Below are 22116 nucleotides of genomic sequence, written 5' to 3' on the forward strand. Positions count from 1 at the left end.
AGGGTTTCGATGAAGGCCGCTGTCTTTCGCGAGGCGGGAAAGCCCTTTTCCGTCGAGGACGTGCCGGTTCCCGAACCCGGTCCCGGCGAACTGCTGATCCGGGTGCATCGCTGCGGCGTCTGCGGCAGCGACCTGCACATGACCGACGAGCACAGCTGCTTCAATCCGCCGGGCGGATCGGTGATCGGCCACGAATTCGCAGGTGAGGTCGTGGCCCTAGGCGATGGTACCCAGGCCGCGTGGAAAGAGGGCCACAGGCTCGCTGCGCTGCCCTACATCGGCTGCGGCGTTTGTCGCGCGTGCCTTTCCGGCGATCCGACGCAATGTCCCGATGTCCGCAGCCAGGCGAGTGGCGGCGCGATCGGCGGCTTTGCCGAATACTGCGTCGTCAGCGCCCGGGACGCGGTCAGGCTGAGCGACGGGTTGGGCTGGGAGGAAGGCGCCTTCGTCGAACCCGTGGCCGTCGGCGTGCACACGGTCGCCACCGCGCAGATCCCGATGGGCGCGCGCGTGCTCGTGCTGGGCGCGGGGCCGGTCGGGCTCGCCGTTGCCGCCTGCGCGCGCATCGCCGGGGCCGAGGCCGTTGCAGTGGCGGCGCGGACGGATCGCCGCGCCGACCCTGCCGTGACGATGGGCGCGAGCGAGTTCATGCTGGCCGACGACGACCTTGCGCAGAACTTCGCACGCCATGCGGGCGGACCGCCGGAATTCGTGATCGAGTGCGTCGGGCTTCCCGGCATGCTGGGCCGCGCCACCAGCCTCGTCGCGCCGCGCGGGACCGTCGTCATGGCAGGGGCCTGCATGCAGCAGGAGAGCTTCATGCCGATCGTCGCGACGATGAAGGAACTGCGCGTCCAGTTCGCGATCTGCTATTCGCGCCGCGAATTCGCCTTTGCCGAAAAGCTCATCGCCAGCGGCCGCATCGATCCCATGCCGATGTTCGACGGCACGGTCGGTTTCGACGATTTCCCCGGTCGTTTCGAAGAGCTTCGAACCGACAAGGAAGTGTGCAAGATTATGCTGAAGCCCTGATCAGGTTCGCGGCTCGGCCTTGCCGCTGGCGTAGTTGAACACCTGACCTTCGCGCCAGGCGGCATAGGCCTTGCGAAAATCGCCGGTTCCCATCGCGATGGCTTCGGCGTCAACTTCTGTCGCTTCGCCCTGCGCCAGCGGCCCTTCCCAGATCGCTGAAAGGCAGCGTTTGGTTTGAGCAAAGGAGGCGGACGAGCAGTAGCGAAGGCGCTCGAGTACCGAAGAGAGGTGGGCATCGAGCGCCTCGGCGTTAGCGAACGAGCGCGTGACCAGACCTTCGCGCGCGGCGGCTGCGCCTGAAATGGCCTCGCCCAGCAGGAGGAACTCCTGCGCACGCCGCATCGCCATCATGCGCCCGCCCCATTGCGTGCCGCCCCAGGCCGCCACGAAGCCGAGCGTCACTTCCGGAAAACTGAACTGCGCATCGTCGAGCGTGTAAACGAAGTCGCAGCGCAGGAGCTGTTCGAGCCCCCCGCCCAGCGCGCCTGCCCGCGCAATGCCGATGACAGGCTTGGGAAGCGCGGAGATCCTGCGTCCGAGGTCTTGCCCGCGATGGACGATGTCTCGGAAATCCGCATCGTCCAGCTCGTCGAGCGAGGGCTTCAGTTCGGTCACCATGACTGCGCCGCGATGGAAGCCGGGGCCGCCGGCGTCTATCACCACCGCGCGGATCGCATCGTCCGCCTTCGCTCGCTCCATCGCCTCGGTCAGCGCGCGGGCAATCCCCAGCGAGATGCCGTAGCTCGTCGCCTCGTTCTGCTTGGTCAGGAAAAGCACGCCATCGTCGAGGCGGGATTCCAGATCAAGGTTTGTCTCGCTCATCGGTAGTATCCCTCCCTTGGTGCCGCGCGTGCGATCGGTCCGGCTTCCAGCGTAAGACACGATAGACGTAATACACAATCATGCCGGCCACTATGACGTTCGACACCGGGTCGAGGTAATCCTTTACCGCCCCGTAATTCTCGCCCAGCAGGTAGCCCAGGAGGGCCAGGATCGTGGTCCACGCGATCGTCCCGATGCTCGAATAGATCAGGAAGCGGCGCAGGCTCATCCCGAAGATCCCGGCCGGGACCGAGATGAGCGTTCGCACCGCGGGAACGAGCCTCCCGATCAGAACCGCCTTCTCGTCATGCTTGTCGAACCAGGCGTCCACCTTCTCGACATCGGACGGGCGCAGCGTCAACAACCGACCGTGCCGCCCGGCCCACTGCTTGAGGCGATCCTCGCCGATCCATCGGCCGATGTAGTACCACAGAGTCGCTCCGGCGAGGGAGCCGACGCTGCCGGCCAGAACGACCATCACGATGCTCATGCCGCCACGCTGCGCCTCGAACCCGGCGAGAGGCATGATCAGTTCGGACGGGATCGGCGGGAACACGTTCTCCAGAAACATGAGGAGCGCGATGCCGACGTAACCGGTCTGGTCGAGAAGATCGGTGATCCAGTCGAAAATGGCATCATCCTCCTGCCGCGATGGATGGTTCTTTCTCGAATCCCAAACGCGCGATCGGTCGTTATGTTCTTCGTCGATGCGGGTTGGCCAAACGCTCGCGACGAATGTAGACCGGAGTCAAACACCGCGAACATGCGGGAAAGGAGAGAGGCCGATGGACGAGCAACTGGAACGCCGCTTGCGCGAATTGCTGGACAAGCAGGAAATCACCGAGATCATCTACAAGAATGCCCGGGCCGTTGACCGCCGCGACGCGCCGCTGATGAGCACGGGCTTCCACCCCGACGCGACCGACGATCACGGCATGTTCCAGGGCAAGGCCAGCGATTTCGTACCCTGGGTCATGGAAGTGCTTTCGACGATGGAAATGACCCAGCACGTCGTCGGAAACGTCCTGATCCGGCTCGATGGCGACCAGGCCACGTCCGAGAGCTATTTCATCGCGCATCACCTCATCAAGGCAGAGAACGGCGCGGGCATCTGGCTGGGCGCGGCCGAGGATGCCGCCGACCAGTTCATGGTCGCAGGCGGTCGCTATCTCGACAGGTTCGAAAAACAAGACGGGGAGTGGCGGATCGTGCATCGCCATGCGGTGTTCGACTGGAATACCGAGATGGATTCGACGGAGAAATGGGATCGCGACGCGCTCGACACCTGGGTCTTCGGCAAGCCCGCGCCGCACGATGCGTCGTACCAGCTCTTGCCGACGGAAGATTGAGCGGGAGCTATTCCGCAGGAGAACGACGATGCTGAAAGAAGAAGCACAGGCCGAAGACCGGCTGGCCGATCTGACCAAGCAGCCCGAGCCGCCGCTGACGCCGGGCAACCCGATCGACGGGTCGCGCTACTGGTCGCGCGAGTTCATGGACCTCGAGTGGGAGCATGTGTGGACGCGGACCTGGCAGATCGCCGGAATGCGCAGGCAGTTGCAGAAGCCGGGGGACTTCCTGACGACGACGCTCGGGCGCGAGGAAATCCTGTGCACACTGGGCCGGGACGGTGCGGTGCGAACGTTCTTCAACGTTTGCCAGCACCGGGGAATGCCGCTCTCGACCGACGACGTGGGCCATGCCTCGGGCGGCGTCATGGCGTGCCCCTACCACGGCTGGCGATTCGACATGGCGGGGGTGCTGCGCTCGGTCCCCGACGAGGCAGATTTCGTGCAGGGCAGCCCTTGCGGCAAGCTCAACCTGGTCGAGATCAGGTGCGAGGTCTGGGCAGGCTTCATCTGGTTCAACCTCGACGACGGCGCGCCGCCGCTGCGCACCGCGCTGGGCGAGATCGCCGACCAGATCGATACCTACCCGATGGACGACATGGTCCGCACCCACTGGGTAACCATCGAAGGCGATTTCAACTGGAAGCTCATCCAGGACAACTTCAACGAAAGCTACCATCTGCCCTTCGTGCACCCGCAGCTGAAATACGTGCTCGAACAGGCGCACGAGCATTGTCAGTTCGACCTTTACGGCACCGGTCATTCGCGCATGCTGATGCCGGGAGGCGCTCCGTCCAGGGCTCTGGTCGGTGGCGAGAACGAGACGATCGAGGCTATGCGCGACGAACTAACCTGCTGGGGACTCGACGCGGATTCGTTTCGCGGACGCCGTCAGGAAATGCGCGCGGCGCTGCAAGCGAAGAAGCGCGAGCTTGGAGCCGAGAAAGGCTTCGACTTCTCGCGCTATCACGATGCGCAGCTTACCGACCACTGGCACTACACGATCTTTCCCAACCTGTCCTTCAGCCTCAAGCCCGAAGGCAACATCTGGCTGCGCGGCAGGCCGCATCCGACGGATCCGGAGAAGTGCTATTTCGACATGTGGTACCTCTCGCTGTTCCCGAGGGACGAGGACCGGTTCTACTCGTACTCGATGGGTGCTTACCTCGATAAGTCGGCGCCGGACGTGCACGTGCAGGGCAAGTACGACGAGGTCGATATCGGTCCGGCCGTAATCCAGGACGTCGAGGTCTGGGGCACACAGCAGCGCGGGCTTCGCTCGCGCGGCTACCGCCGTGCCTACCTCGCCTGGCAGGAGCGGCGCATCCACTACTTCCACGACAACCTCGACCGGATGATCGGGCAGGGCAGGAAGAGGAGCGCCTGATGGATAGCAGAGAAAGCGAAAGTCTCACCGCAATCGAGCGCCTGATCGCCCGCGACGAGGTGCGCCAGCTCCTCAGCCTCTACAGCCACGGCATCGATCGCTGCGACGAGGAGGAACTGAAGAAGGTCTTCTGGCCCGATGCGACCTGCGACTACGGAACCTTCAGCGGCAACGCCTGGGAGTTCGCGACCGGCCTGATCGCAGCGCTGCGCGAGCTTGACCGCACGCAGCACCTCATCTGCAACGTGGTCATCGACGTCACCTCGGCAACGACGGCAAGGGCGCAGACATCGGTCCTCGCCTATCACGAGCTTCCGGACGAGGACGGGCGGCCCATCGTGCGCGTCGTCGGCGGGCGCTATCTCGACCGCGCGGAATGCCGGAACGGCGAATGGCGGCTGGCGGAGCGGCTCTATCTCATGGACTGGAACCAGAACGGCCCCGATACCGGTGACTGGAAAGGCTGGATTTACGGCGCGCTCAACAAGGGCGACCGCTTTCCCGCCGACCCGTCGCGCACCTGGTTCGACTGACCTGCCTAACCTTCATACTGGAGAGATCGGAATGATCGTCGGAATACATCACGTCGCCCTGCATACGGCCAATCTCGACCGCATCGTCGATTTCTATCGCCGCGCGTTCGGCTTCAAGCCGGTAGGCGATGTCTTTTCCTGGGCGAACGAGCCCGCCATCGACGAGGGCATCGGGGTGAAGAACTCCGCTGCGCGAACCGTCATGCTGAAGGCGGGCACCTGCTACCTCGAGGTCTTCGAGTATTCCAGCCCGCCCGCGCGCGAGGGCGAACCCCTGCGGCCGAACGACCACGGCTACACTCACTTCTGCGTCGACGTCACCGACATCGAGACAGAATACGAGCGCCTGAAGGGCGAGGGGATGACCTTCGCCAAGGACAGCCCGATGGACATGGGCGAGATAAAGGCGGTCTACGGCAAGGATCCGGACGGCAACGTAATCGAAATCCAGGAAGTCGTCGCCGACCACGATTTTGCCCTGTCCCGCCTTTCGGAAGGCTGATCGCCCGCCTGACTAGCTCGACAGGTACTTGTCGAGCGTGTGGTGCAGGTGGCGGACCCGGATTTCCTGGTAGTTGCCGAGGGTCTGGCCCTTGCGGGGCGCCGCCACCATGCCCCGCCACTGCGCCGCCAGGTTATCGGTATCCTGATCGTAGACGTGTGCCAGAGTGGGATCCATTCCGGGCACTTCGGCGAAGGATTGCCCGATGCCGATCCGCACCGGTTCGACAGGTTCCAGCGCGCCTTCCCGGGGGCCGGTCGGCCGAAGGAAGAGCAGGTCGAACAGGGTTCGGTCGTGGCGATCGCCCAGCGGGCGGAAGCGGTAGACCATCGGCAGCGTGACGCCCGGGAAGAAGCAGGCGTTGGGAAACAGGAAGTACTCGATCGAATCGAGCATTTCCGATGTCGAATATCCCGAGAGGTCGACGTGCCAGGCTTCCGACAGCGATGCCTTCAGCGAGGAGGCGGCCACCGCACGAGCGGTGCTTCCTTCGGGAACCTGCGTACCCTTGGGGGCTACCAGCATGCGTTCGAGGATTTCCTGCTGCGTCTGTTCCTGCAGGTAGTGCGGGCTCGGCACGCCTTGGGTGTGGACGAAGCGCGAAACGTGATCGCCGAAGACGTCGTACTGGGCGTTGGCATCGCAGACGACGGGCAGAAAGTCGGCATGCGTTTCCACCACGTGGTAGGCTTCGAGAAAGGCCTCGATTGCCGCCTTCCAGTTGCCGGGCAGCTCCTTCTGGATGTGCAGGGTGGTGTATCGCCGCGACAGGTCCCACCCGTCGCGCAGGTGTTCCGGCAGCGCCCCCAGATACTCCGATAGCGGCGCCGCTTCGCTGTCGAGATTGACGAAGACGAAGCCGCCCCATCGCTCGCACCGGACCGGGCTCAGGTTGTGGCGGTCGCCGACATGGGGAAAGTCCCAGCGGCAGGGAACCGTCTCGAGCTTTCCATCGAGACCGTAGGTCCAGCCGTGATACGGACAGCGCAGCAAGGGCGCGCTCCCCATGCTCTCGGGCGGGCGAAGCTGGGTGGCGCGATGCGCGCAACTGTTGTGGAAGGCGCGGAACTCGTCAGGCCCGCTGCGGACCACGATGACCGACCACGGTCCGATGTCGTAGACGACGTAGTCGCCGACTTCGGGAGCCTGCTCCTCACGGCAGGCCCACTGCCAGGTGCGCGACCACATCCGGTCCATCTCGCGTTCGTGGAATTCGCGCGAGGTGTAGCGCTCGTAAGGGATGGGAGAATCGCCAAGGTCGAGCGGCGATTCGCGCAGGAGCTTTTCCGGCGCATTGTCCCCGTCGGCACGGATTATCTCGGCGGTGCTCGGCCCCGGGCACCGCGACTTCTCTCGACTCGCCACTGCGTCTGCTTCGGCCATTCCTCTATCCCGTAACTGTTTCCCGCCATCTTCAGCGCGTACTGCCGGGCTGGCAAGAAAATTCTACCGCAGGCAAGTTTTGCAAAGGCCGCCGGCACCACGGATCAGCGAAGCGCAGCCAATTCTGCTGGTCTGCCGGCCAGCCGGAATGCGAGGCTGCAAACCGCGATCCTGCCGCCAAGTTTATATTGTGCATCAGTTGAATTTAAGATAGCTTCCTCTCCATTGCCGGTGCTCTGAAGCTCTTCGCGAACGGATCGATTGCCCGACTTTCGGCAGCCGTTGCGACGGTTTCAGGGCCCGGATGAAAAGAAGAACATACTAAGGAGAGGCAGATGCCGTTTCTCGCCTACCTCAAGGGTGACGGCCTTGGAGAGGTCCTGAACCGCGAGCCGGACAGGTACGCCGGCTTCATGGCCATGGGTCAGCAAATCATGATCGAGGATACCGAGCTTTCCATCGCCGAAAGGGAATTCGTCGCGGCCTACGTATCGGCCCTGAACGACTGTTCCTTCTGCTACGGCACGCACGAGAGGATCGCCGTGGCGTTCGGGGCCGACCCGGACGCGCTGGCGGACGCGATCGGCAATCCGGCTTCGGACAGGATCCCTGCAAAGATGGTTCCGGTTCTCGCTTACGCGAAAAAGCTCACCGAGCAGCCTGCGCGACTGACGCAGGAAGATGCAGATGCGGTCCTTGCCGCAGGCTGGAGCGAGCAGGGGTTGAGCGATGTCGTCGCAGTCGTCGCGTATTTCGCGATGGCGAACCGGCTTGCCGACGGACACGGGGTCGAGGGTCTTCCGCCCGAAGGAAACCAGTCGGTTGCGAACTACGTGAAGGAGCACGGCTACCCCGTGATCGAAAGGATCATGCAGCCGATCGGGAAATAGAAGGACCCGCACGAAAGCGGGATGCGCAATGGGCCTCGAGAGCCCGAGCAACGAGAGAGGAGAGGGAATGATGGCAAAGGGGCAAGCCAAAGGGGCATTCTCCCGCGGGCTGGCGGTTTCGTCGACGGCAATCGTATTTTGCATGCTTGCGCCTGGCGCCATGGCGCAGGGCTCAGCGACCGGTGTCGAGGAGCCGGCTCCCGGACGCGTTGCGGGGCTCGAGGAGATCGTCGTTACGGCGCGTAAACGCGTGGAGTCCGTTCAGGACGTGCCGGTTCAGGTCACGGCCATTTCCGAAGAAACGGTAGAGCGTTACGACCTGACCTCTCTCGAGAAAGTCGCCGCGTTCACGCCGCAATTCAACATCGGTCGTGCTTCCAACGGTTCGGGCGCGCAGATCACGCTGCGCGGCATCGGCTCGCAGGCGACATCCATCGGTCTCGAACAGTCCACTGCCATCATCGTCGACGGCATCTACCACGGCCAGGGACGCGTGATTAACGAGGCGCTCTTCGATCTGGAACGCGTCGAGCTGCTCAAGGGTCCGCAAGCCCTGTTCTTCGGCAAGAACGCGACCGCCGGCGTCATCTCGATAACGACTGCCGGGCCGACCGATACGTTCGAGGCGATGGGCCGGCTCGGGTTCGAGACGCGGTCCAGGAACGTCGTGACCGAAGGCTTTGTATCGGGACCGATCGGAGAGAACCTGGGCGTTCGCCTCGCAGGCCGGGTCTCGCGCATGATCGGAGGCTATTTCCGCAACCGGCAGGAAGAAACGCTCTTTACGCCCATCCTCGACATCGCGACGGGGGAAGTGACGTTGCGGCCCCAGCACCCGACCCGCGGAGACCAGCCGGGGACCACCGAGACGCTCGTGCGCGGCACGCTCGAATGGGAAGCCACGGCAAACCTTACGGCGACGCTCAAGGCCAGCTACCTGCGCAGCTACGACGAGAGCAATTCGTGGAACATGGTACCGTTCGCCTGCTCTCTCGGCGCGCCACAGCCCAACCCCGACATTCCGTGCGAGAAGAAGTTCAACGTCTACATGGTCAACGCCCCGCGCGGCGTAGAGCAGAGCCTGCCCGGAGCGAGGGAGGACGGCGCGCCCTTCAACCGCTACAAGTCGGCCTCGGTCACCGGCACGCTCGCCTACAGCGGCGAGAATTTCCTCATCACCTCGGTATCGGGTTACACCTGGAACCGGAACCAGTGGGGTCTGGGGCAGAACGTCCCCGCCGAGGCCACCTTCATTGCGGCGACCGAGAATACCTCGTTCTGGGCATTCTCGAACGAGACGCGTTTCCAGACCGAATTTGATGGTCCGGTCAACGTGATGGTGGGCGGCTATTACCAGAAAAGCAGGCGCAATTTCCGGCAATATGGCACCTTCGCGGGGCTTTCCGATTCAAGCCAGCCGATCGAGAGGGAGTTCGCCTCGAACCATCGCTATTCCAGAACGGACGGCGAAACGCTGGCCGGGTTCGGGCAGGTCACATGGGAAGTCGTTCCGACGCTCGAACTGGCAGGCGGCGTGCGCTACACGCACGAGACCAAAGACAGCATCCTTTACATGGAATACGTGAACGCGGCGCTGCGCGGGCTCTTCATCCAGTACGATCCGAATGACCCGTCGACCTTCGTCGTAGGAGACCAGACATTCGACAACTGGTCTCCGGAAGCCACAATCACCTGGAAGCCGACCGACGAAGTCACCGTCTACGGTGCCTACAAGACGGCTTACAAGTCGGGTGGGTTCTCGAACAGCGCGCTGGTCACGGCACTGACAATCCCCAGCGACATCGCGTTCGAGCCCGAGAAAGTCGAGGGGTTCGAGGGCGGCGTCAAGACGACGCTGTTCGACAGGCAGCTTCGTTTCAATGTCGGCGCATATTACTACAAGTACAAGAACCTGCAGATCGACTATTTCAACTCGGTCACCTTCCAGTTCATCACGACCAACGCGGGTTCTGCGACCACGAAGGGCGTGGAAGTGGAAGCGGAGTTCGCGCCGCGCGGGCTTCCAGGCCTGAGCGCGCGCGCGATCATCGCCTACAACAAGGCGAGGTATCAGGACTATCTCGCCCCCTGCTATGGCGGGCAGTCGACCCAGGCAGGGTGCACCGAGACGTTCCAGGGCGGTCCGGGGCAGGACCTCAGTGGCACGCCGACAGCGCTCGCACCCGAATGGACCGGCACGTTCGGGCTCAATTACGAGACTCCGGTCGGAGACGGCATCGTTTTTGCGGCATCGACGAACGTGAAGTACAGCGACGACTATCTCGCATCGAGCTTCGGTCACCCGCTTTCGCGCCAGTCGTCCTTCGCGACGATCGACGCGACCGCCCGACTGCAAACCTTCGACGGGCAACTCGAATTCGCCGTGATCGGCAAGAATCTGACCAACAAGTTCTACATCTCGGGTGTGCAGGACCAGCCCAACAGCGGCAGCGGAACGGGAACACCCGCCGGCATCGCTGCCGACGAAACGGGGCTCGTCAGCCTGCCGCGCACGATCATGTTCCAGATCACGGCAAGATACTGAGGACAGGGAGAATGCTCGAAGGGAAGATCGAGGCGACCAGCGAGGCGCGACACAATGAACGCCGGCGAGAGGTGGCACGCGACCACCAGCGCAGGTCTGTCCAGCTAATCGCCAGCCGCGAGACGGATCGTTCGGCAGGGCCCATGCTGAACGATCCCTCAGTGTACACCGACGCCGTCTGGGCACGCGCCGAGCGCCAGGCGATATTCACCGAACTGCCACTGCTGGCGTGCTTCTCCGTCGATATCCCCGAACCGGGCGACAAGCTCCTTTACGAAGCGACCGGGGTCCCGATCCTGATCGTGCGTGCGAGCGACGGGCGGGTGCACGCGTTTCTCAACATGTGCACCCACCGGGCGGCGAAGCTGGTGACCGAATGCACCGGAGCGAAGCGCATGACCTGCCGATTCCATGCCTGGACCTTCGATCTCGAGGGTAAACTGGTGGGCATGCCCGGCAAGGAAAGCTTCGCCGGCATCGAGAAGGAGGAAAGGAGCCTGCTTCGCGTCCCCGTCGCCGAGCGGGCAGGCATGATCTTCGTCAAGCCGCGTGCCGGAAAGGACGAGATCGACCTGAGCGGATTCCTCGGCAATTTCGCGCCCGAGGTCGAGCACCTGGAGTTTCACAGGATGCGCCTCATAAAGGCCACCCGGCTGGAAATCGACGCGAACTGGAAATACGCGCTCGACACTTACGGCGAGGCCTATCACTTCAATTCGCTGCATCCGACTTCGATCGGCAGCACGCACTACAACGACATCATGTGCTACGACGATTTCGATCCGCACCACCGGATCGCCTATCCCTACAAGCATGTCGGGGACTATATCGACGAGCCGGAAAGCAACTGGCCCCGGGAGCCTTTCAATGCGGTTCACCTGCTGTTTCCGAACGTCATCCTCAACATATGGGAGATAGAGAAGGGTACGGCCTATTCGATCTACCGGCTCTATCCCGGTGACACGCCCGACAGGGCGTTCGCCCTGACGTCCACCTATCGCCCGGCAAGCGAACACCCCGACGATGACGATCGCGACTGGGCCGAGCTTCACGACTACATCGAGGCCGTGGTGACGAACGAGGATTACAGCGTGTCCGCCGACGGGCAGCGCAACCTGGCCCATGCGCCGGACGATTTCCGCGTAGTCTACGGCAGCAACGAGATCGCCATCCAGAATTTCCACCGGCGGCTGCGGACGCTCGTCGAACCGAGGATGCCGGCATGACAGACATGCTGGAAAGGCTCGCCGCCGAGTCCGGGATCAACCGGGTCATCAACCTCTATTGCCATGCCCTGGACCGGCGGCGCTGGAGCCTTCTCGAAGAAGTCTTCCACGACGATGCACGCTACGGCTTCGGGGACATTGCCGGAAGCTGGCAGGATTTCGCCGCCGCAGCCCGCTCGATCATCGAGCCTCTCGGCCCGACGCACCACATGGTCGCGAACGTGCTCATCAACCTCGACGGCGAGACCGCCCACGTCGAGACCTATCTCAACGGATACCACGTGATCCCGGCCGACTATCCCGAGGGTCTCAATACCAACGGACTGTTCTACGACCGTCCGGGCGAGCGCTACGTCTCTATCGTCGGAGGCCGCTACGTGGATCGTTTCGAGAAGCGCGGCGGGACATGGAAGATCGCGCAGCGCGCCGGCATCTACGACTGGATACAGGTGCTGGACTACACCGACGGCGGCCTGTCGAAGAGCCCGGACGCCGCGTTGGGCAACTGGGGATCGCTGGACGCCTCGCTGCCGGTCGTGGCCGACCTTGCCTGATCCGGAAGGGCCGTCGATGGAGATTGTAGACAGCCAGATACACTTCGGTCCGGGCGGCATCGACGAGACGCTTTCGGCCATGGATGCGCTCGGCATTTCCGCGGTGCTTGCGGACGAGTTCTGGGGGCTCGAAACCTGGGGGCCCGGCTACCGGCTTCCCGGCGGGGCGTACCGGGTAACCGCTCCCACGGCGGAACTGGCGAACTGGCTCTATCCCGATCGCTTTTCCTATGTCCTGCGTGTCGACAGGCTCGATCCCGAAGTGCTGTCGATCGTACGGATGGCGCGCGATGCGCCGGGCCTTCGCGCGATCCGCATGCTGCCCGGCCTGACCGCCGAGGAACTCGGCGCTTTCGAAAGCGGCGGCTACGACCCGATTTTCGCCGAGGCCGAACGGCTCGGCCTGCCCTGCTTCATATTCATCCCCGGGCAGGCAAGGCTAGTGGGTCCCTACCTTGAGCGGTTTCCGCAACTCCGACTCGTCGTCGATCACTGCGGTATGCCGATGGAGGAGGGGATCAGTTTCCTCGATGCGCAAACTCCTGATGAAGCCGACGCAGCGGACGGGCCGGATCTTTCCTGCTTCGAGGATGTGCTGAACCTCGCCCGCTGGCCGAACGTGGCGCTCAAGTGGAGCCATGGCCCCGGCATGTTCAGGGTGCGCGACTATCCCTTCGATGCGCTCTGGCCGCATCTGCGGCGCGCTATCGAAGCGTTCGGCGCGGATCGCATCATGTGGGCGAGCGACAACGGCGGGAACCAGACCGGCGAAAGCTGGGCGGAAATGCTCTTCTGCCTTCTCGACTGTCCCGACTTTACCGACGAGGAAAAGGCGTGGCTGCTGGGAGGGACCGTGCGCAAGGTCCTGAACTGGCCCGGTGCGGCGGAGGGGGCGTGATGCTCATCGTCGCGGGGACCATTGCAACCGATCCCGACCTCGTCGACGACCTGCTGGCCGACCTTTGCGCCGGCATCGCCTCAAGCCTCGCCGAAGAAGGGTGCGAGGCCTATCATTTCGCGATGGAAGACCGCGCCGCCGGGCACGTCCTCACCTTCCAGGCCTGGCGCGACGAGCGGGCGCTGGCGCTGCATCTGGCACGTCCGGAACTGGGGCAACTCGTTGCCAGATGGCAGGACCGGTTCGACGTCCGGACAAGGATCTACGAAGGAGACGCCGTGCGCCCTGTCGGTGAGTGGCGCGACCCTTCGAACCGGCGCCTCGTCGAGTACAGCCGGAAATCGGACTAGCTAGCGCAGGCGGTAGACCTTGCCGTCGCGATCGAGCCTGCCCGCAGTTGGCGTGGGCCAGTGCGTGCCGATCACGAGCGCGTCGTTCTCGCAGGCATCAGCGAACCGGGCTTCGCGCGTGCGCACCGACTGTTCCGGGTCGTAGTCGCTGGTGATCGACCATTCGGGATGCGCGAGCTGGCAGGGGTGATGAACGAAATCGCCTGTGATCAGTGCCGCCTCGCCGCGCGATTCTATCATCACGCTGACGTGACCCGCCGTGTGGCCCGGTGTCGGCACGAGCCGGACGCCCTTGCAGATTTCGCAGTCCATCGCCACGAAATCGACAAGTCCGGCATCGACGACCGGTTCGATCGAATCTGCGAAAACCACCCGGTCGATCTGCCGCATCGCGTCGTCGCTGTCCGATCCGATGAGGTCCAGGAAGACCTCGTACTCGTGCTTCGCCATCAGGTAGCGTGCGTTCGGGAAAGTGGGCACCCAGCGATCTCCGACACGCATCGTGTTCCAGCCGACATGGTCGAGGTGGAGGTGCGTGCACAACACGACATCGAAATCCCCTGGTGCGAAGCCGGCCTGTTCCAGGATTTCCAGGAACCGATACGACTGACGGTGCCAGATCGGGAAGAAGGAGCGATCCTTCTCGTTGCCGACGCAGGTATCGACAATGATCCGCTTGCCCGCCGCTTCGATCACGAGCGCATGGATGCTGAATTTCAGGACACCGTCCGGCGTGACGAAATCCTCTCCGAGCCATTCGATCCGGTCGAGCGCCTCGGGCGTCGCGAATGGCAGAAAGGCATCAAGCCCGCCTTCGAATGCCGATTCCTGTATGCGGGTGACGCGCACGTCCCCGATGGTCCAGTTCAGGAGCCCGGTGTGGCTGTCATCCGGCAAGGTATTCGTCCACGGTCTGCTCCAGGTAGCGAACTCTCACTTCCTGATAATTCAGCAAGGTCTGCGCTCCCTTTTCGCTGGCATAGAACCCTTCCTGCTGCGCGCGGACATTGTCGGTGTCCTGATCGAACACATGCGCAAGCGTCCTGTCGAACCCCGGCACCTTCGAGAAGCTCTCGTCCTCTTTCAGGCGCACAGGTTCGGCAGGTTCCGGGCGCGGACCGTCGTCGGGTACCTGGCGCAGCATCATCAGTTCGAACAGCGACCGGTCGGGATCCCGGCCGATCGGCCTGAACCGGTAGGCGACGGGCAGCGTGAACTGCGGGTAGATGATCATGTTCGGAAACAGGCCGTACTGGCTGACGTCGATGATCTCGGTATCGGTAAAACGCGAAAGGTCGTTTCCGTACGCTTCGCCGAGCGCCGCGCGAAGCGTTCGCGCCATGATCGTGCGGGCGGTTTCCCCGTCCTCGCCGGCGCTCGCCTTCACGAGCTTGTCGCGGTCGCCGACGAGCATGGTGTCGAGCAATTCGCGCTCGGTCAGCGGCTTGTCGAGGTGCGGGCTAGATACCCCGAAGGCGTTGAGAAAGCGCGACACGTGCTTGCCCAGAATGTCGTACTGGGTCGGTTCGTCGTACGCCGCGGCAAGTAGCTCGGGATGCGTGGTCTGCGTGTGGTAGTTCTCGATGAAGGCCTCTTTCGCAGCCTTCCAGTTGCAGAACAGCTCCTTCTCGATGTGGATTTCGACGAAGCGGTTCTCCATGTCGAAATTCAAGAAATGCTCGGGCAGCGGATCGATGTATTCCTCGAGCGGAGGCGCGTCCCGGTCGAAGTTGATGAAGACGAAGCCGCCCCACAGTCCCACCTTGAGTTCGGGCAGGCGGAAATCGCGATCCCTGATATGCGGCGCATCCCACGCACACGGCACCTTGGTAAGCTCGCCTTCCAGCGACCATGTCCAGCCGTGGAACGGGCAGCTCAGTTGCGCAGTCGAACCCTCGCGGTGGCCCGAGCGCAGCTTCGTGCCGCGGTGCAGGCACGAATTGACGTAGGCGCGGATGCGATCTTCGTTGTCGCGCAGGACGATCACCGATTTCCGGCCGATTTCGTAAAGGTAATAATCGCCCGGTTCCGGAATGTGCTCCTCGCGGCAGGCCCATTGCCAGACCCGCGGCCAGAGGTGGGTGAATTCGCGCTCCATGAACTCGCGGCTGGTGTACCGCGCGAAGTCGATGTCCTCGTCGCCGAGGAATTTCGGCGCCTCGACCTCGAAAACCGGATGGACCGGGCGTCCGTCGCGATGGAGGATATCCTGCGTGGTCGGATTGTCGGGCTTGCGATAGGCCTCTTCGCTCAGGGTCTGCGCCATGTCCGTCTCCCAATATCGTGTTTTCGCCGCCTGTTCGATTGACAGGCGATGCGCGCGATATAATACAACATTTGCACAATAAAAGAAAGGATGCAGCGATGCGGTTGGAAGGCAAGAAGGCCGTCGTCATCGGAGCGGCTGAACAAGGCAACATGGGTCAGGCCATCGCCCGCCGCCTGCGCGACGAGGGATGCGAGGTCACGGTTTCCAGCCGGCGCGCCGAAATGCTCGATTCGTTCGCCAAGGAAATCGGCGGACACGCGGTCACGTGCGACCTGACCGACAAGGCAAGTATGTTCGCGCTGGCCGACGAAGCGTCCCGCCGTATGGGCGGCCTCGATATCGCGATCAATTCGACCGGCGTCGCCCTCGGCGCTCCGTTCCTCGAATTCGAGGAAGCCGATCTCGACACGCTGGTGGACCTGCAGTTCAAGGGTTCGTTCTTCTTCCTCCAGGCCATGGTCGCGGCGATGCAGGAGCGCGGCGGATCAATCATCCAGATTACATCGGCGGTCGCCCAGCCCGGAACCACGGTGGACGGCGGCTACGAGGCATACATGGGCACTAAGGCCGGTATCGATCAGGTCGTCCGCGCGGTGGCGAACCAGTTCGGCAAGAGCGGCATCCGCGTCAACTCGATCGCGGCCGGGCATACCGACACGCCGATGCACTACGGCAACTTCGGCGGCGGAGACATTCCCGACTGGATGAAGCAGTGCTTCGCCGATTGCTATCCGCTCGGCCGCTACGGCACGAGCGAGGACATAGCCGAGGGGTGCGTGTGGCTCGCGCAGGACAACTGCTTCATGACGGGCGAGGTCCTGCAACTCAACGGCGGGCTGACTCTCAGGCGAAATCCGCTGATGCAGGACCTTGAACGCTATCAGCGCGAATCCGAGGGCGGCTGACATCCTTGCCGGCGATCCCGTGCAGGATTGCCGGGCTTGCATCGCGGACATCGGTAAGACCGACGAGGCCGGTGGTGATCTGCAGCTGCGTCCGGATGACGTCCAGCGCCTTTGCGACGCCGGCTTCGCCAGCTGCGGCAAGGCCGTAAAGGTGGGCGCGTCCGATCAGGCAGCCCTTCGCGCCGAGCGACATTGCCTTCAGGACGTCCTGTCCCGACCGGATCCCGCCGTCCATAAGAACCTCGATCCTGCCGCCAACCGCCTCGGCCACGGCCGGAAGCATGGCGATGGTCGGGCTGCATTCGTCGAGCTGGTTGCCGCCATGGTTGGAAACGACGATCCCGTCGGCCCCGACGGCGACGGCTCGCTCGGCATCGTCCGGCTCGTTGATGCCTTTCAATACCAGCTTTCCGGGCCAGATATCGCGTAGCCAGGCAACGTCATCCCAGGTCGTCGATGCATCGAGCTGCCCGACGATTTCGACGATGTCGAACGGTTCGCTGTGGTGGGCATCGAAGTTGCGGAACCGGACCGGCCTTCCGAAAAGGGTTTCGAGCGCCCAGCGCGGCCGGCTGGCATATTCGAGGAGCGCTCTGGAGAATATCCGGGGCGGCATCGACCACGCCGGGTTGTTGGTCAGCCGGTCGTGCTGCGAATAGTATGGCCACGTGGTGGTCAGGATCAGCGCCGGGCACCCGGCTGCCCTGGCCCGTCCGACCATCCCTTCGACGAGCGACCGGTCGCGCAGCATGCAAAGCTGGTAGAACGGCGCCGGCGCCTCGCTCGCGATGTCCTCGATCGAACTGAGCGCCATCATGCCGAGTGTGAACGGAACGCCTGCGCTCGCCGCTGCACGAGCCGCGAGGATTTCGCCGCGAGCACCGCCGGCGAGGATGCCGCTGATGCCCGTCGGCGCGATGGCGAGGGGCATCGACGCTTCGCAGCCCTGCAGTTCCGTCGCTATCGAGACTTCGCTGACGTCGCGCAACGTCCGCTGGCGGAACAGCATGTCTGCCAAAGCCGAAAGGTTGGCATTCCGCGTCACTTCGCGAAAGGCCGCGCCGTCGATGAAATCGAACAGATGCCGAGGCAGCGTCTTTCGCGCGCGAAGGCGCAGGTCCTCGATGTTGGCTACGGTATCAAGACTGGCCAATTTTCCACTCCGCCTCTTCCATCCCCGGAACAATTTTATAGGCTCGGGCCACTTGCGACAGGTGGATAATCTTTATACAACTGCTGCACAATAAAAGTTTGCGGAGAGGTACGAATGTCGACGAAGGTACTGGACGGAAAAGTTGCGCTCGTGACAGGCGCGGGGCGCGGTATCGGCAGGGCGATGGCGCTTGCGTACGGCGAGGCGGGAGCCAAGGTGGCGGTCGTCTCGCGCACGCCTTCCACGGTCGACTCCGTCGCCGAGGAGATTCGCAAGGCAGGTGGCGAGGCGGTCGGCGTTCCGTGCGACGTCGGCCACCGCGACGAAGTCTTCGCCGCAGTGGACAAGACGGTCGAAACTTTCGGCGGCCTCAACATCGTCGTCAACAATGCGCAGGGGTTCGGCACCGAAGCCAGTCCGCAGCCTTCCACCGTGTTCAGCGCGTGCGAGGATACCGACGAGGACGAGTGGGAATACACCTTTCGCACGGGCGCGACGGCCTCGCTGTGGTTCATGAAGGCGGCCTTTCCGCACATGAAAAAGGCCGGATATGGCCGGGTCATCAATTTCGCGTCCTCGTCGGGCCAGGTCGGCTTCGAAGGGAACACCTGCTACAATGCGACCAAGGAAGCGATCCGCGCGCTTTCGCGTACCGCGGCCCGCGAATGGGGTCAGCACGGCATTACCGTGAACATCATCAACCCCGCGATCGAGACGCGCGCCTTCGATGCGTGGAAGACGGCGCGTCCGGAATTCGTCGAGGAGCTCAAGCAGAAGGTACCCGTGCGCCGTCTGGGAGACCCCGAGCGCGATGCCGGTCCTCTCGCAGTTTTCATTGCCAGCGAAGGGGCGGGATACATCACGGGCCAGACCTTCATGCTCGAAGGCGGGATGCACACTTTTCCGTGACCGGAACAGGCTGACTGCCTGACCGAGAGATAGGGAACATCGGGGCGCATGGCCCCGCAAATGCGACAGGAGAGCGAGATGGGACAACTGGAAGGCAAGGCCGCACTGGTTACCGGCGGCGGAAGCGGCATCGGACAAGCGGTGGCGATCGCATTCGCGCGCGAGGGTGCGAAGGTCATGATCTGCGGCCGCCGCGAGGAAGCCGGCATGGAAACGGTCGGAATGATCGAAAAGGCCGGCGGGACCTGCAAGTTCTTCCAGTGCGATGTCACGCAGGCCGATCAGGTGGAAGCGCTGGTTGCCGAGACCGTCAAGGCATACGGCCAGCTGGACGTCGCGTTCAACAACGCAGGCGTGTACTTCGGCATCGGGCAAGTGGCCGACCTGACCGAGGAAGACTGCGTCAAGAGCTTCGACAGCAATATCCGCTCGACGTTCCTGTGCCTGAAGTACGAAATCCAGCAGATGCTCAAGCAGGGCAAGGGCGGCTCGATCATCAACAACGCATCGGCCCAAAGCCACCTCGCGCTTGGCTATTCGGCGCATTACACCTGCGCGAAGCATGCGATCCTGGGGTACACGCGGGCGGCCGCGGTCGACTACGCCAAGGACAACATCCGCGTGAATGCGGTGGCACCGGGCGTGGTCCTGACCCCGATGATGGCCGGATTCGATCCCGACGCGCCCGAAAACGCGACGCTCATGTCTCGTCTGCCGGCGGGCCGCGTTGCGACGCCCGACGAGATCGCGGGTACCGTCGTCTTCATGGCCTCCGATGCTGCGCCTTACATGCACGGAGCGTCGGTCGCCGTCGATGGCGGCTGGACGGCGCACTGAGGGGAACGCCATGGCCAAGCGATATCGCTACATCGCCCTCGTCAACGCCGCGCCCGGCAAGGACGACGAATTCAACGAGTGGCACACCCATACGCACATGCAGGAGGTGCTCGACGCGACCGGTTTCGAATACTCGCAACGTCTCAGGCTCGTGCCGGGGACCAGCGGCGAGGGAGAGAAATATGGCTACCTGATCACGATGGAGATCGAGACCGACGATCCGCAAGGCGTGATGGCCAGGATGGGCGCGGCAGTCGAATCGGGGGAGATAGGGCTTTCCGACACCCTGGCTCCCCCGACCTGGGCCGGCCTGTTCGAAGAGATACCGGGCGCCAGGAAGGAGCACACCTGATCCCCGCAAATGCAAGCCACGGCGAGCGGAAAACCCGCCGCCACTGGAGAGGACGATGAGCAACGACGTGACGAGCACCCCACCCGGAGCGGCACGATGCCCCGGGGTCAGTGTGCAGGACATCCTTGCGGATGATAGTCGCCCCGTTCCCGACTACCTGACCGACCAGAGCTACGAATTCCTGGGCGACGAGGACATTCCGGTCGAACGCTACACCTCGCAGGCGTTCTTCGAGCGGGAGATTCGCGAGATGTGGCCGCGCGTCTGGCAATGGGCCTGCCGCGAGGAGCACATCCCCGAGGACGGCGACTACGTCGTCTACGACGTCGGCCCCTACTCGGTCCTTGTGGTGAGGCAGCGGGACGGTTCGATCAAGGCTTTCAGGAACGCCTGCATGCATCGCGGCACCATGCTCAAGCCGCAGGGGAGCGAAGGCAGCGCAAACTTCGTCCGCTGCCCGTACCATGGCTGGCAGTGGGACCTCGACGGGACGTTGCAGACGCTGCCGTGCCAGTGGGACTTTCCCCATGTCGATCGTGCCGAGTACGCCCTCGCACCCGTGAAATGCGATACCTGGGGCGGGTTCGTATTCATCAACCTCGACGAGGATGCCCAGCCGCTCCTCGACTATCTCGATCCGCTGCCGAAGCATCTTTCGGGAGACATCTTCGCTAACCGCTATGTCGCGATGCACATTCGCAAGGAGCTGAACTGCAACTGGAAGATCGCTTCCGAAGCGTTCCTCGAAGCCTATCACGTCATGGAAACGCATCCGCAACTCATGCGGACCAATGGCGATGCGAACACGCAGTACGATTTCTACGGCGACAACATCAACCGGCTGATCAACGTGGCCGGAAGCCCGAGCGCGTTCATCGACGAGGAGCTGTCGGAGCAGGATATCCTCGACAGCTTCCTGATGGGCGACAAGGGCGACATCGGCGAGAAGCTCACGGTCCCGGAGGGAAGCAGCGCCCGCAAGGTCATGGCGCAATTCTTCCGCGACGTTTCCAAACAGAAGGGCATGCGCGATCTCGACCAGACTTCGGATTCGGAAATCGTCGATTCGATCGCCTATTTCGCATTCCCCAACCAGCAGTTCTTCTCAGGCGTCGCCTTTCCGATCGTCTATCGCTTCCGCCCCGACGGCATGCAGCACGACAAGTCGGTCTTCGACCTGATCATCCTGAAGCAGCGCCCGACCGACGGAACGAAGTGGGAAACCGCCGAAGCCTTCCGTCTGAAGTCCGACGAATCCTATACCACCGTGCCCGGCATCGATCCGTATATCGGGAACGTCTACGACCAGGACACCGGCAACATGGAGGCCGCGCAGCTCGGCTGCGCCACGCTCGGCCGACCGGGGGTCACTCTCGCCAACTATCAGGAAATCCGGATTCGCCACATGCACCGGACCCTCATGAAATATCTCGAACCGGAGAGCGAACGATGAAGAACATACTTATTACCGGCGCTTCCCGGGGGCTCGGTTACCAGATGGCCCGCCAGTTCGCAGAGCAGGGAGAACGCGTCTTCGCAACGTGCCGCAATCCCGACGGTGCCAAGGCCCTGCAGGAAGCCGCCGCCGCGAGCGACGGCCGCCTCACCATCCACCGCATGGACGTGGGCGAGATGGAATCGGTCAGTGCCTGCAGGGAGGAGCTGGGCGATACCCCTATCGATATCCTGATCAACAACGCCGGCGTCTTCGGCGGTCTTGCCACCCAGACCTTCCAGAACATGGACTACGACAACTGGGCACGCGAACTGAATATCATGCTGATGGGGCCGTTCCGCGTGATCCAGACTTTCCTGCCGAATGTCCGCGCCGGGAACGACAAGAAGATCGTCTCGCTGACGAGCCAGGTGTCGGCCCATGCCTACGATCACCTGATCGGGTATTCCTATGCAACCGCGAAGGCAGGCCTCAACCGGGCGATGACGGCGCTCGCGCAGGAAATGGCCGACGAGGACCTGATCTTCTCGCTCCTTCATCCCGGCTGGGTAAAGACCGAGATGGCCGGCGACGTCGCCGATCTCGAACCGGCGGCCGCGGCGGCCGACAATATCGCAACGATCCGCAAGCTGACCCGAGAAGACAGCGGCAAGTTCCGCAAGTGGGATGGCGGAATCCATCCCTGGTAGACCAGAGACGGAGAGCGCGGAAGATGAGTAGAGCCTAAGGCCCTTCATTTGCTTGGAATTGGAGGCTAGGGACGC

23 protein-coding genes are annotated in these 22116 nt (G+C 63.2%); 17 read left to right on the top strand and 6 right to left on the bottom strand.

Annotated elements, in window-relative coordinates; translation table 11 throughout:
* Nucleotides 1-9 precede the first annotated feature (9 nt).
* The gene (locus FHS75_RS05630) at nucleotides 10-1032 is read left to right on the top strand and encodes an alcohol dehydrogenase catalytic domain-containing protein (RefSeq protein ID WP_179406761.1); all 1023 of its coding nucleotides are present in this window, start codon (nucleotides 10-12) and stop codon (nucleotides 1030-1032) included.
* Here FHS75_RS05630 and FHS75_RS05635 read toward each other — a convergent pair whose 3' ends face one another.
* Together FHS75_RS05635 and FHS75_RS05640 are read right to left on the bottom strand one after the other, a co-directional pair.
* On the bottom strand, nucleotides 1033-1854 hold the full coding sequence (locus tag FHS75_RS05635) for an enoyl-CoA hydratase/isomerase family protein (RefSeq protein WP_179406762.1): 822 nt from the start codon (nucleotides 1852-1854) through the stop codon (nucleotides 1033-1035).
* Entirely contained in the window at nucleotides 1835-2425 is a 591-nt protein-coding gene (locus FHS75_RS05640) for a DedA family protein (RefSeq protein WP_218845150.1), read from the bottom strand. The genes FHS75_RS05635 and FHS75_RS05640 overlap by 20 nt, the downstream gene beginning before the upstream one ends.
* Nucleotides 2426-2639: 214 nt before the next feature.
* On the opposite strand from FHS75_RS05640, the gene FHS75_RS05645 reads away from it, so the two are divergent.
* Genes FHS75_RS05645 through FHS75_RS05660 form a run of 4 tightly spaced genes read left to right on the top strand, consistent with a single transcriptional unit; the run spans nucleotide 2640 to nucleotide 5625 of the window.
* Nucleotides 2640-3203, top strand: coding sequence for a nuclear transport factor 2 family protein (locus FHS75_RS05645; RefSeq protein ID WP_179406763.1), 564 nt, complete (start codon nucleotides 2640-2642; stop codon nucleotides 3201-3203).
* 28 nt (nucleotides 3204-3231) lie between these two features.
* The gene (locus FHS75_RS05650) at nucleotides 3232-4590 is read left to right on the top strand and encodes an aromatic ring-hydroxylating oxygenase subunit alpha (protein WP_179406764.1); all 1359 of its coding nucleotides are present in this window, start codon (nucleotides 3232-3234) and stop codon (nucleotides 4588-4590) included.
* The gene (locus FHS75_RS05655; RefSeq protein ID WP_179406765.1) at nucleotides 4590-5123 is read left to right on the top strand and encodes a nuclear transport factor 2 family protein; all 534 of its coding nucleotides are present in this window, start codon (nucleotides 4590-4592) and stop codon (nucleotides 5121-5123) included. Before FHS75_RS05650 ends, FHS75_RS05655 begins: the two co-directional genes overlap by 1 nt.
* Nucleotides 5124-5154: 31 nt before the next feature.
* On the top strand, nucleotides 5155-5625 hold the full coding sequence (locus tag FHS75_RS05660; RefSeq protein WP_179406766.1) for a VOC family protein: 471 nt from the start codon (nucleotides 5155-5157) through the stop codon (nucleotides 5623-5625).
* 12 nt (nucleotides 5626-5637) lie between these two features.
* Here the strand turns inward: FHS75_RS05660 and FHS75_RS05665 are convergent, their stop codons facing one another.
* Nucleotides 5638-7008, bottom strand: coding sequence for an aromatic ring-hydroxylating oxygenase subunit alpha (locus FHS75_RS05665; RefSeq protein ID WP_179406767.1), 1371 nt, complete (start codon nucleotides 7006-7008; stop codon nucleotides 5638-5640).
* A gap of 335 nt (nucleotides 7009-7343) precedes the next feature.
* On the opposite strand from FHS75_RS05665, the gene FHS75_RS05670 reads away from it, so the two are divergent.
* The 6 genes from FHS75_RS05670 to FHS75_RS05695 all read left to right on the top strand — a co-directional run bounded on the left by FHS75_RS05670 (nucleotide 7344) and on the right by FHS75_RS05695 (nucleotide 13471).
* Nucleotides 7344-7898 carry a carboxymuconolactone decarboxylase family protein gene (locus FHS75_RS05670; RefSeq protein WP_179406768.1) on the top strand — a complete coding sequence of 185 codons (555 nt, stop codon included), beginning with the start codon at nucleotides 7344-7346 and terminating at the stop codon, nucleotides 7896-7898.
* 160 nt (nucleotides 7899-8058) lie between these two features.
* A complete protein-coding gene (locus FHS75_RS05675) occupies nucleotides 8059-10443 on the top strand; it encodes a TonB-dependent receptor (protein WP_229735642.1) in 2385 nt (794 codons plus the stop codon).
* Between the two features lie 11 nt (nucleotides 10444-10454).
* A complete protein-coding gene (locus FHS75_RS05680; protein ID WP_179406770.1) occupies nucleotides 10455-11669 on the top strand; it encodes an aromatic ring-hydroxylating oxygenase subunit alpha in 1215 nt (404 codons plus the stop codon).
* Nucleotides 11666-12223: a nuclear transport factor 2 family protein gene (locus FHS75_RS05685; RefSeq protein ID WP_179406771.1), complete on the top strand. Its 558-nt coding sequence runs from the start codon at nucleotides 11666-11668 to the stop codon at nucleotides 12221-12223. Before FHS75_RS05680 ends, FHS75_RS05685 begins: the two co-directional genes overlap by 4 nt.
* A 16-nt stretch (nucleotides 12224-12239) precedes the next feature.
* Entirely contained in the window at nucleotides 12240-13121 is an 882-nt protein-coding gene (locus FHS75_RS05690; RefSeq protein ID WP_179406772.1) for an amidohydrolase family protein, read from the top strand.
* Nucleotides 13121-13471: a putative quinol monooxygenase gene (locus tag FHS75_RS05695; RefSeq protein ID WP_188710090.1), complete on the top strand. Its 351-nt coding sequence runs from the start codon at nucleotides 13121-13123 to the stop codon at nucleotides 13469-13471. Before FHS75_RS05690 ends, FHS75_RS05695 begins: the two co-directional genes overlap by 1 nt.
* Here the strand turns inward: FHS75_RS05695 and FHS75_RS05700 are convergent, their stop codons facing one another.
* Nucleotides 13472-14368 carry an MBL fold metallo-hydrolase gene (locus tag FHS75_RS05700; protein WP_179406774.1) on the bottom strand — a complete coding sequence of 299 codons (897 nt, stop codon included), beginning with the start codon at nucleotides 14366-14368 and terminating at the stop codon, nucleotides 13472-13474. It abuts the gene before it with no gap.
* Complete coding sequence (locus FHS75_RS05705) at nucleotides 14358-15737, bottom strand: aromatic ring-hydroxylating oxygenase subunit alpha (protein WP_179406775.1); 1380 nt, start codon at nucleotides 15735-15737, stop codon at nucleotides 14358-14360. Before FHS75_RS05705 ends, FHS75_RS05700 begins: the two co-directional genes overlap by 11 nt.
* Nucleotides 15738-15835: 98 nt before the next feature.
* On the opposite strand from FHS75_RS05705, the gene FHS75_RS05710 reads away from it, so the two are divergent.
* A complete protein-coding gene (locus FHS75_RS05710; RefSeq protein ID WP_179406776.1) occupies nucleotides 15836-16645 on the top strand; it encodes an SDR family NAD(P)-dependent oxidoreductase in 810 nt (269 codons plus the stop codon).
* Here FHS75_RS05710 and FHS75_RS05715 read toward each other — a convergent pair.
* Nucleotides 16584-17798 (bottom strand): alpha-hydroxy acid oxidase, encoded by a 1215-nt coding sequence (locus tag FHS75_RS05715; protein ID WP_179406777.1) that lies wholly within the window; start codon nucleotides 17796-17798, stop codon nucleotides 16584-16586. The two genes, FHS75_RS05710 and FHS75_RS05715, sit on opposite strands and share 62 nt — an antisense overlap.
* A 114-nt stretch (nucleotides 17799-17912) precedes the next feature.
* Here FHS75_RS05715 and FHS75_RS05720 point away from each other — a divergent pair, with 114 nt between their 5' ends.
* Genes FHS75_RS05720 through FHS75_RS05740 form a run of 5 tightly spaced genes read left to right on the top strand, consistent with a single transcriptional unit; the run spans nucleotide 17913 to nucleotide 22041 of the window.
* On the top strand, nucleotides 17913-18707 hold the full coding sequence (locus FHS75_RS05720) for an SDR family NAD(P)-dependent oxidoreductase (protein ID WP_179406778.1): 795 nt from the start codon (nucleotides 17913-17915) through the stop codon (nucleotides 18705-18707).
* A gap of 48 nt (nucleotides 18708-18755) precedes the next feature.
* The gene (locus FHS75_RS05725) at nucleotides 18756-19544 is read left to right on the top strand and encodes an SDR family NAD(P)-dependent oxidoreductase (RefSeq protein WP_218845151.1); all 789 of its coding nucleotides are present in this window, start codon (nucleotides 18756-18758) and stop codon (nucleotides 19542-19544) included.
* A 10-nt stretch (nucleotides 19545-19554) separates the two neighbouring features.
* Nucleotides 19555-19896: a hypothetical protein gene (locus FHS75_RS05730; RefSeq protein WP_179406779.1), complete on the top strand. Its 342-nt coding sequence runs from the start codon at nucleotides 19555-19557 to the stop codon at nucleotides 19894-19896.
* A 55-nt stretch (nucleotides 19897-19951) separates the two neighbouring features.
* Nucleotides 19952-21349 carry an aromatic ring-hydroxylating oxygenase subunit alpha gene (locus FHS75_RS05735; RefSeq protein ID WP_179406780.1) on the top strand — a complete coding sequence of 466 codons (1398 nt, stop codon included), beginning with the start codon at nucleotides 19952-19954 and terminating at the stop codon, nucleotides 21347-21349.
* Nucleotides 21346-22041, top strand: a complete 696-nt coding sequence (locus FHS75_RS05740) for an SDR family oxidoreductase (RefSeq protein ID WP_179406781.1) — start codon at nucleotides 21346-21348, stop codon at nucleotides 22039-22041. Before FHS75_RS05735 ends, FHS75_RS05740 begins: the two co-directional genes overlap by 4 nt.
* Nucleotides 22042-22116 lie beyond the last annotated feature (75 nt).

The organism is Novosphingobium marinum, assembly GCF_013408095.1.
Taxonomy (GTDB): domain Bacteria; phylum Pseudomonadota; class Alphaproteobacteria; order Sphingomonadales; family Sphingomonadaceae; genus Novosphingobium; species Novosphingobium marinum.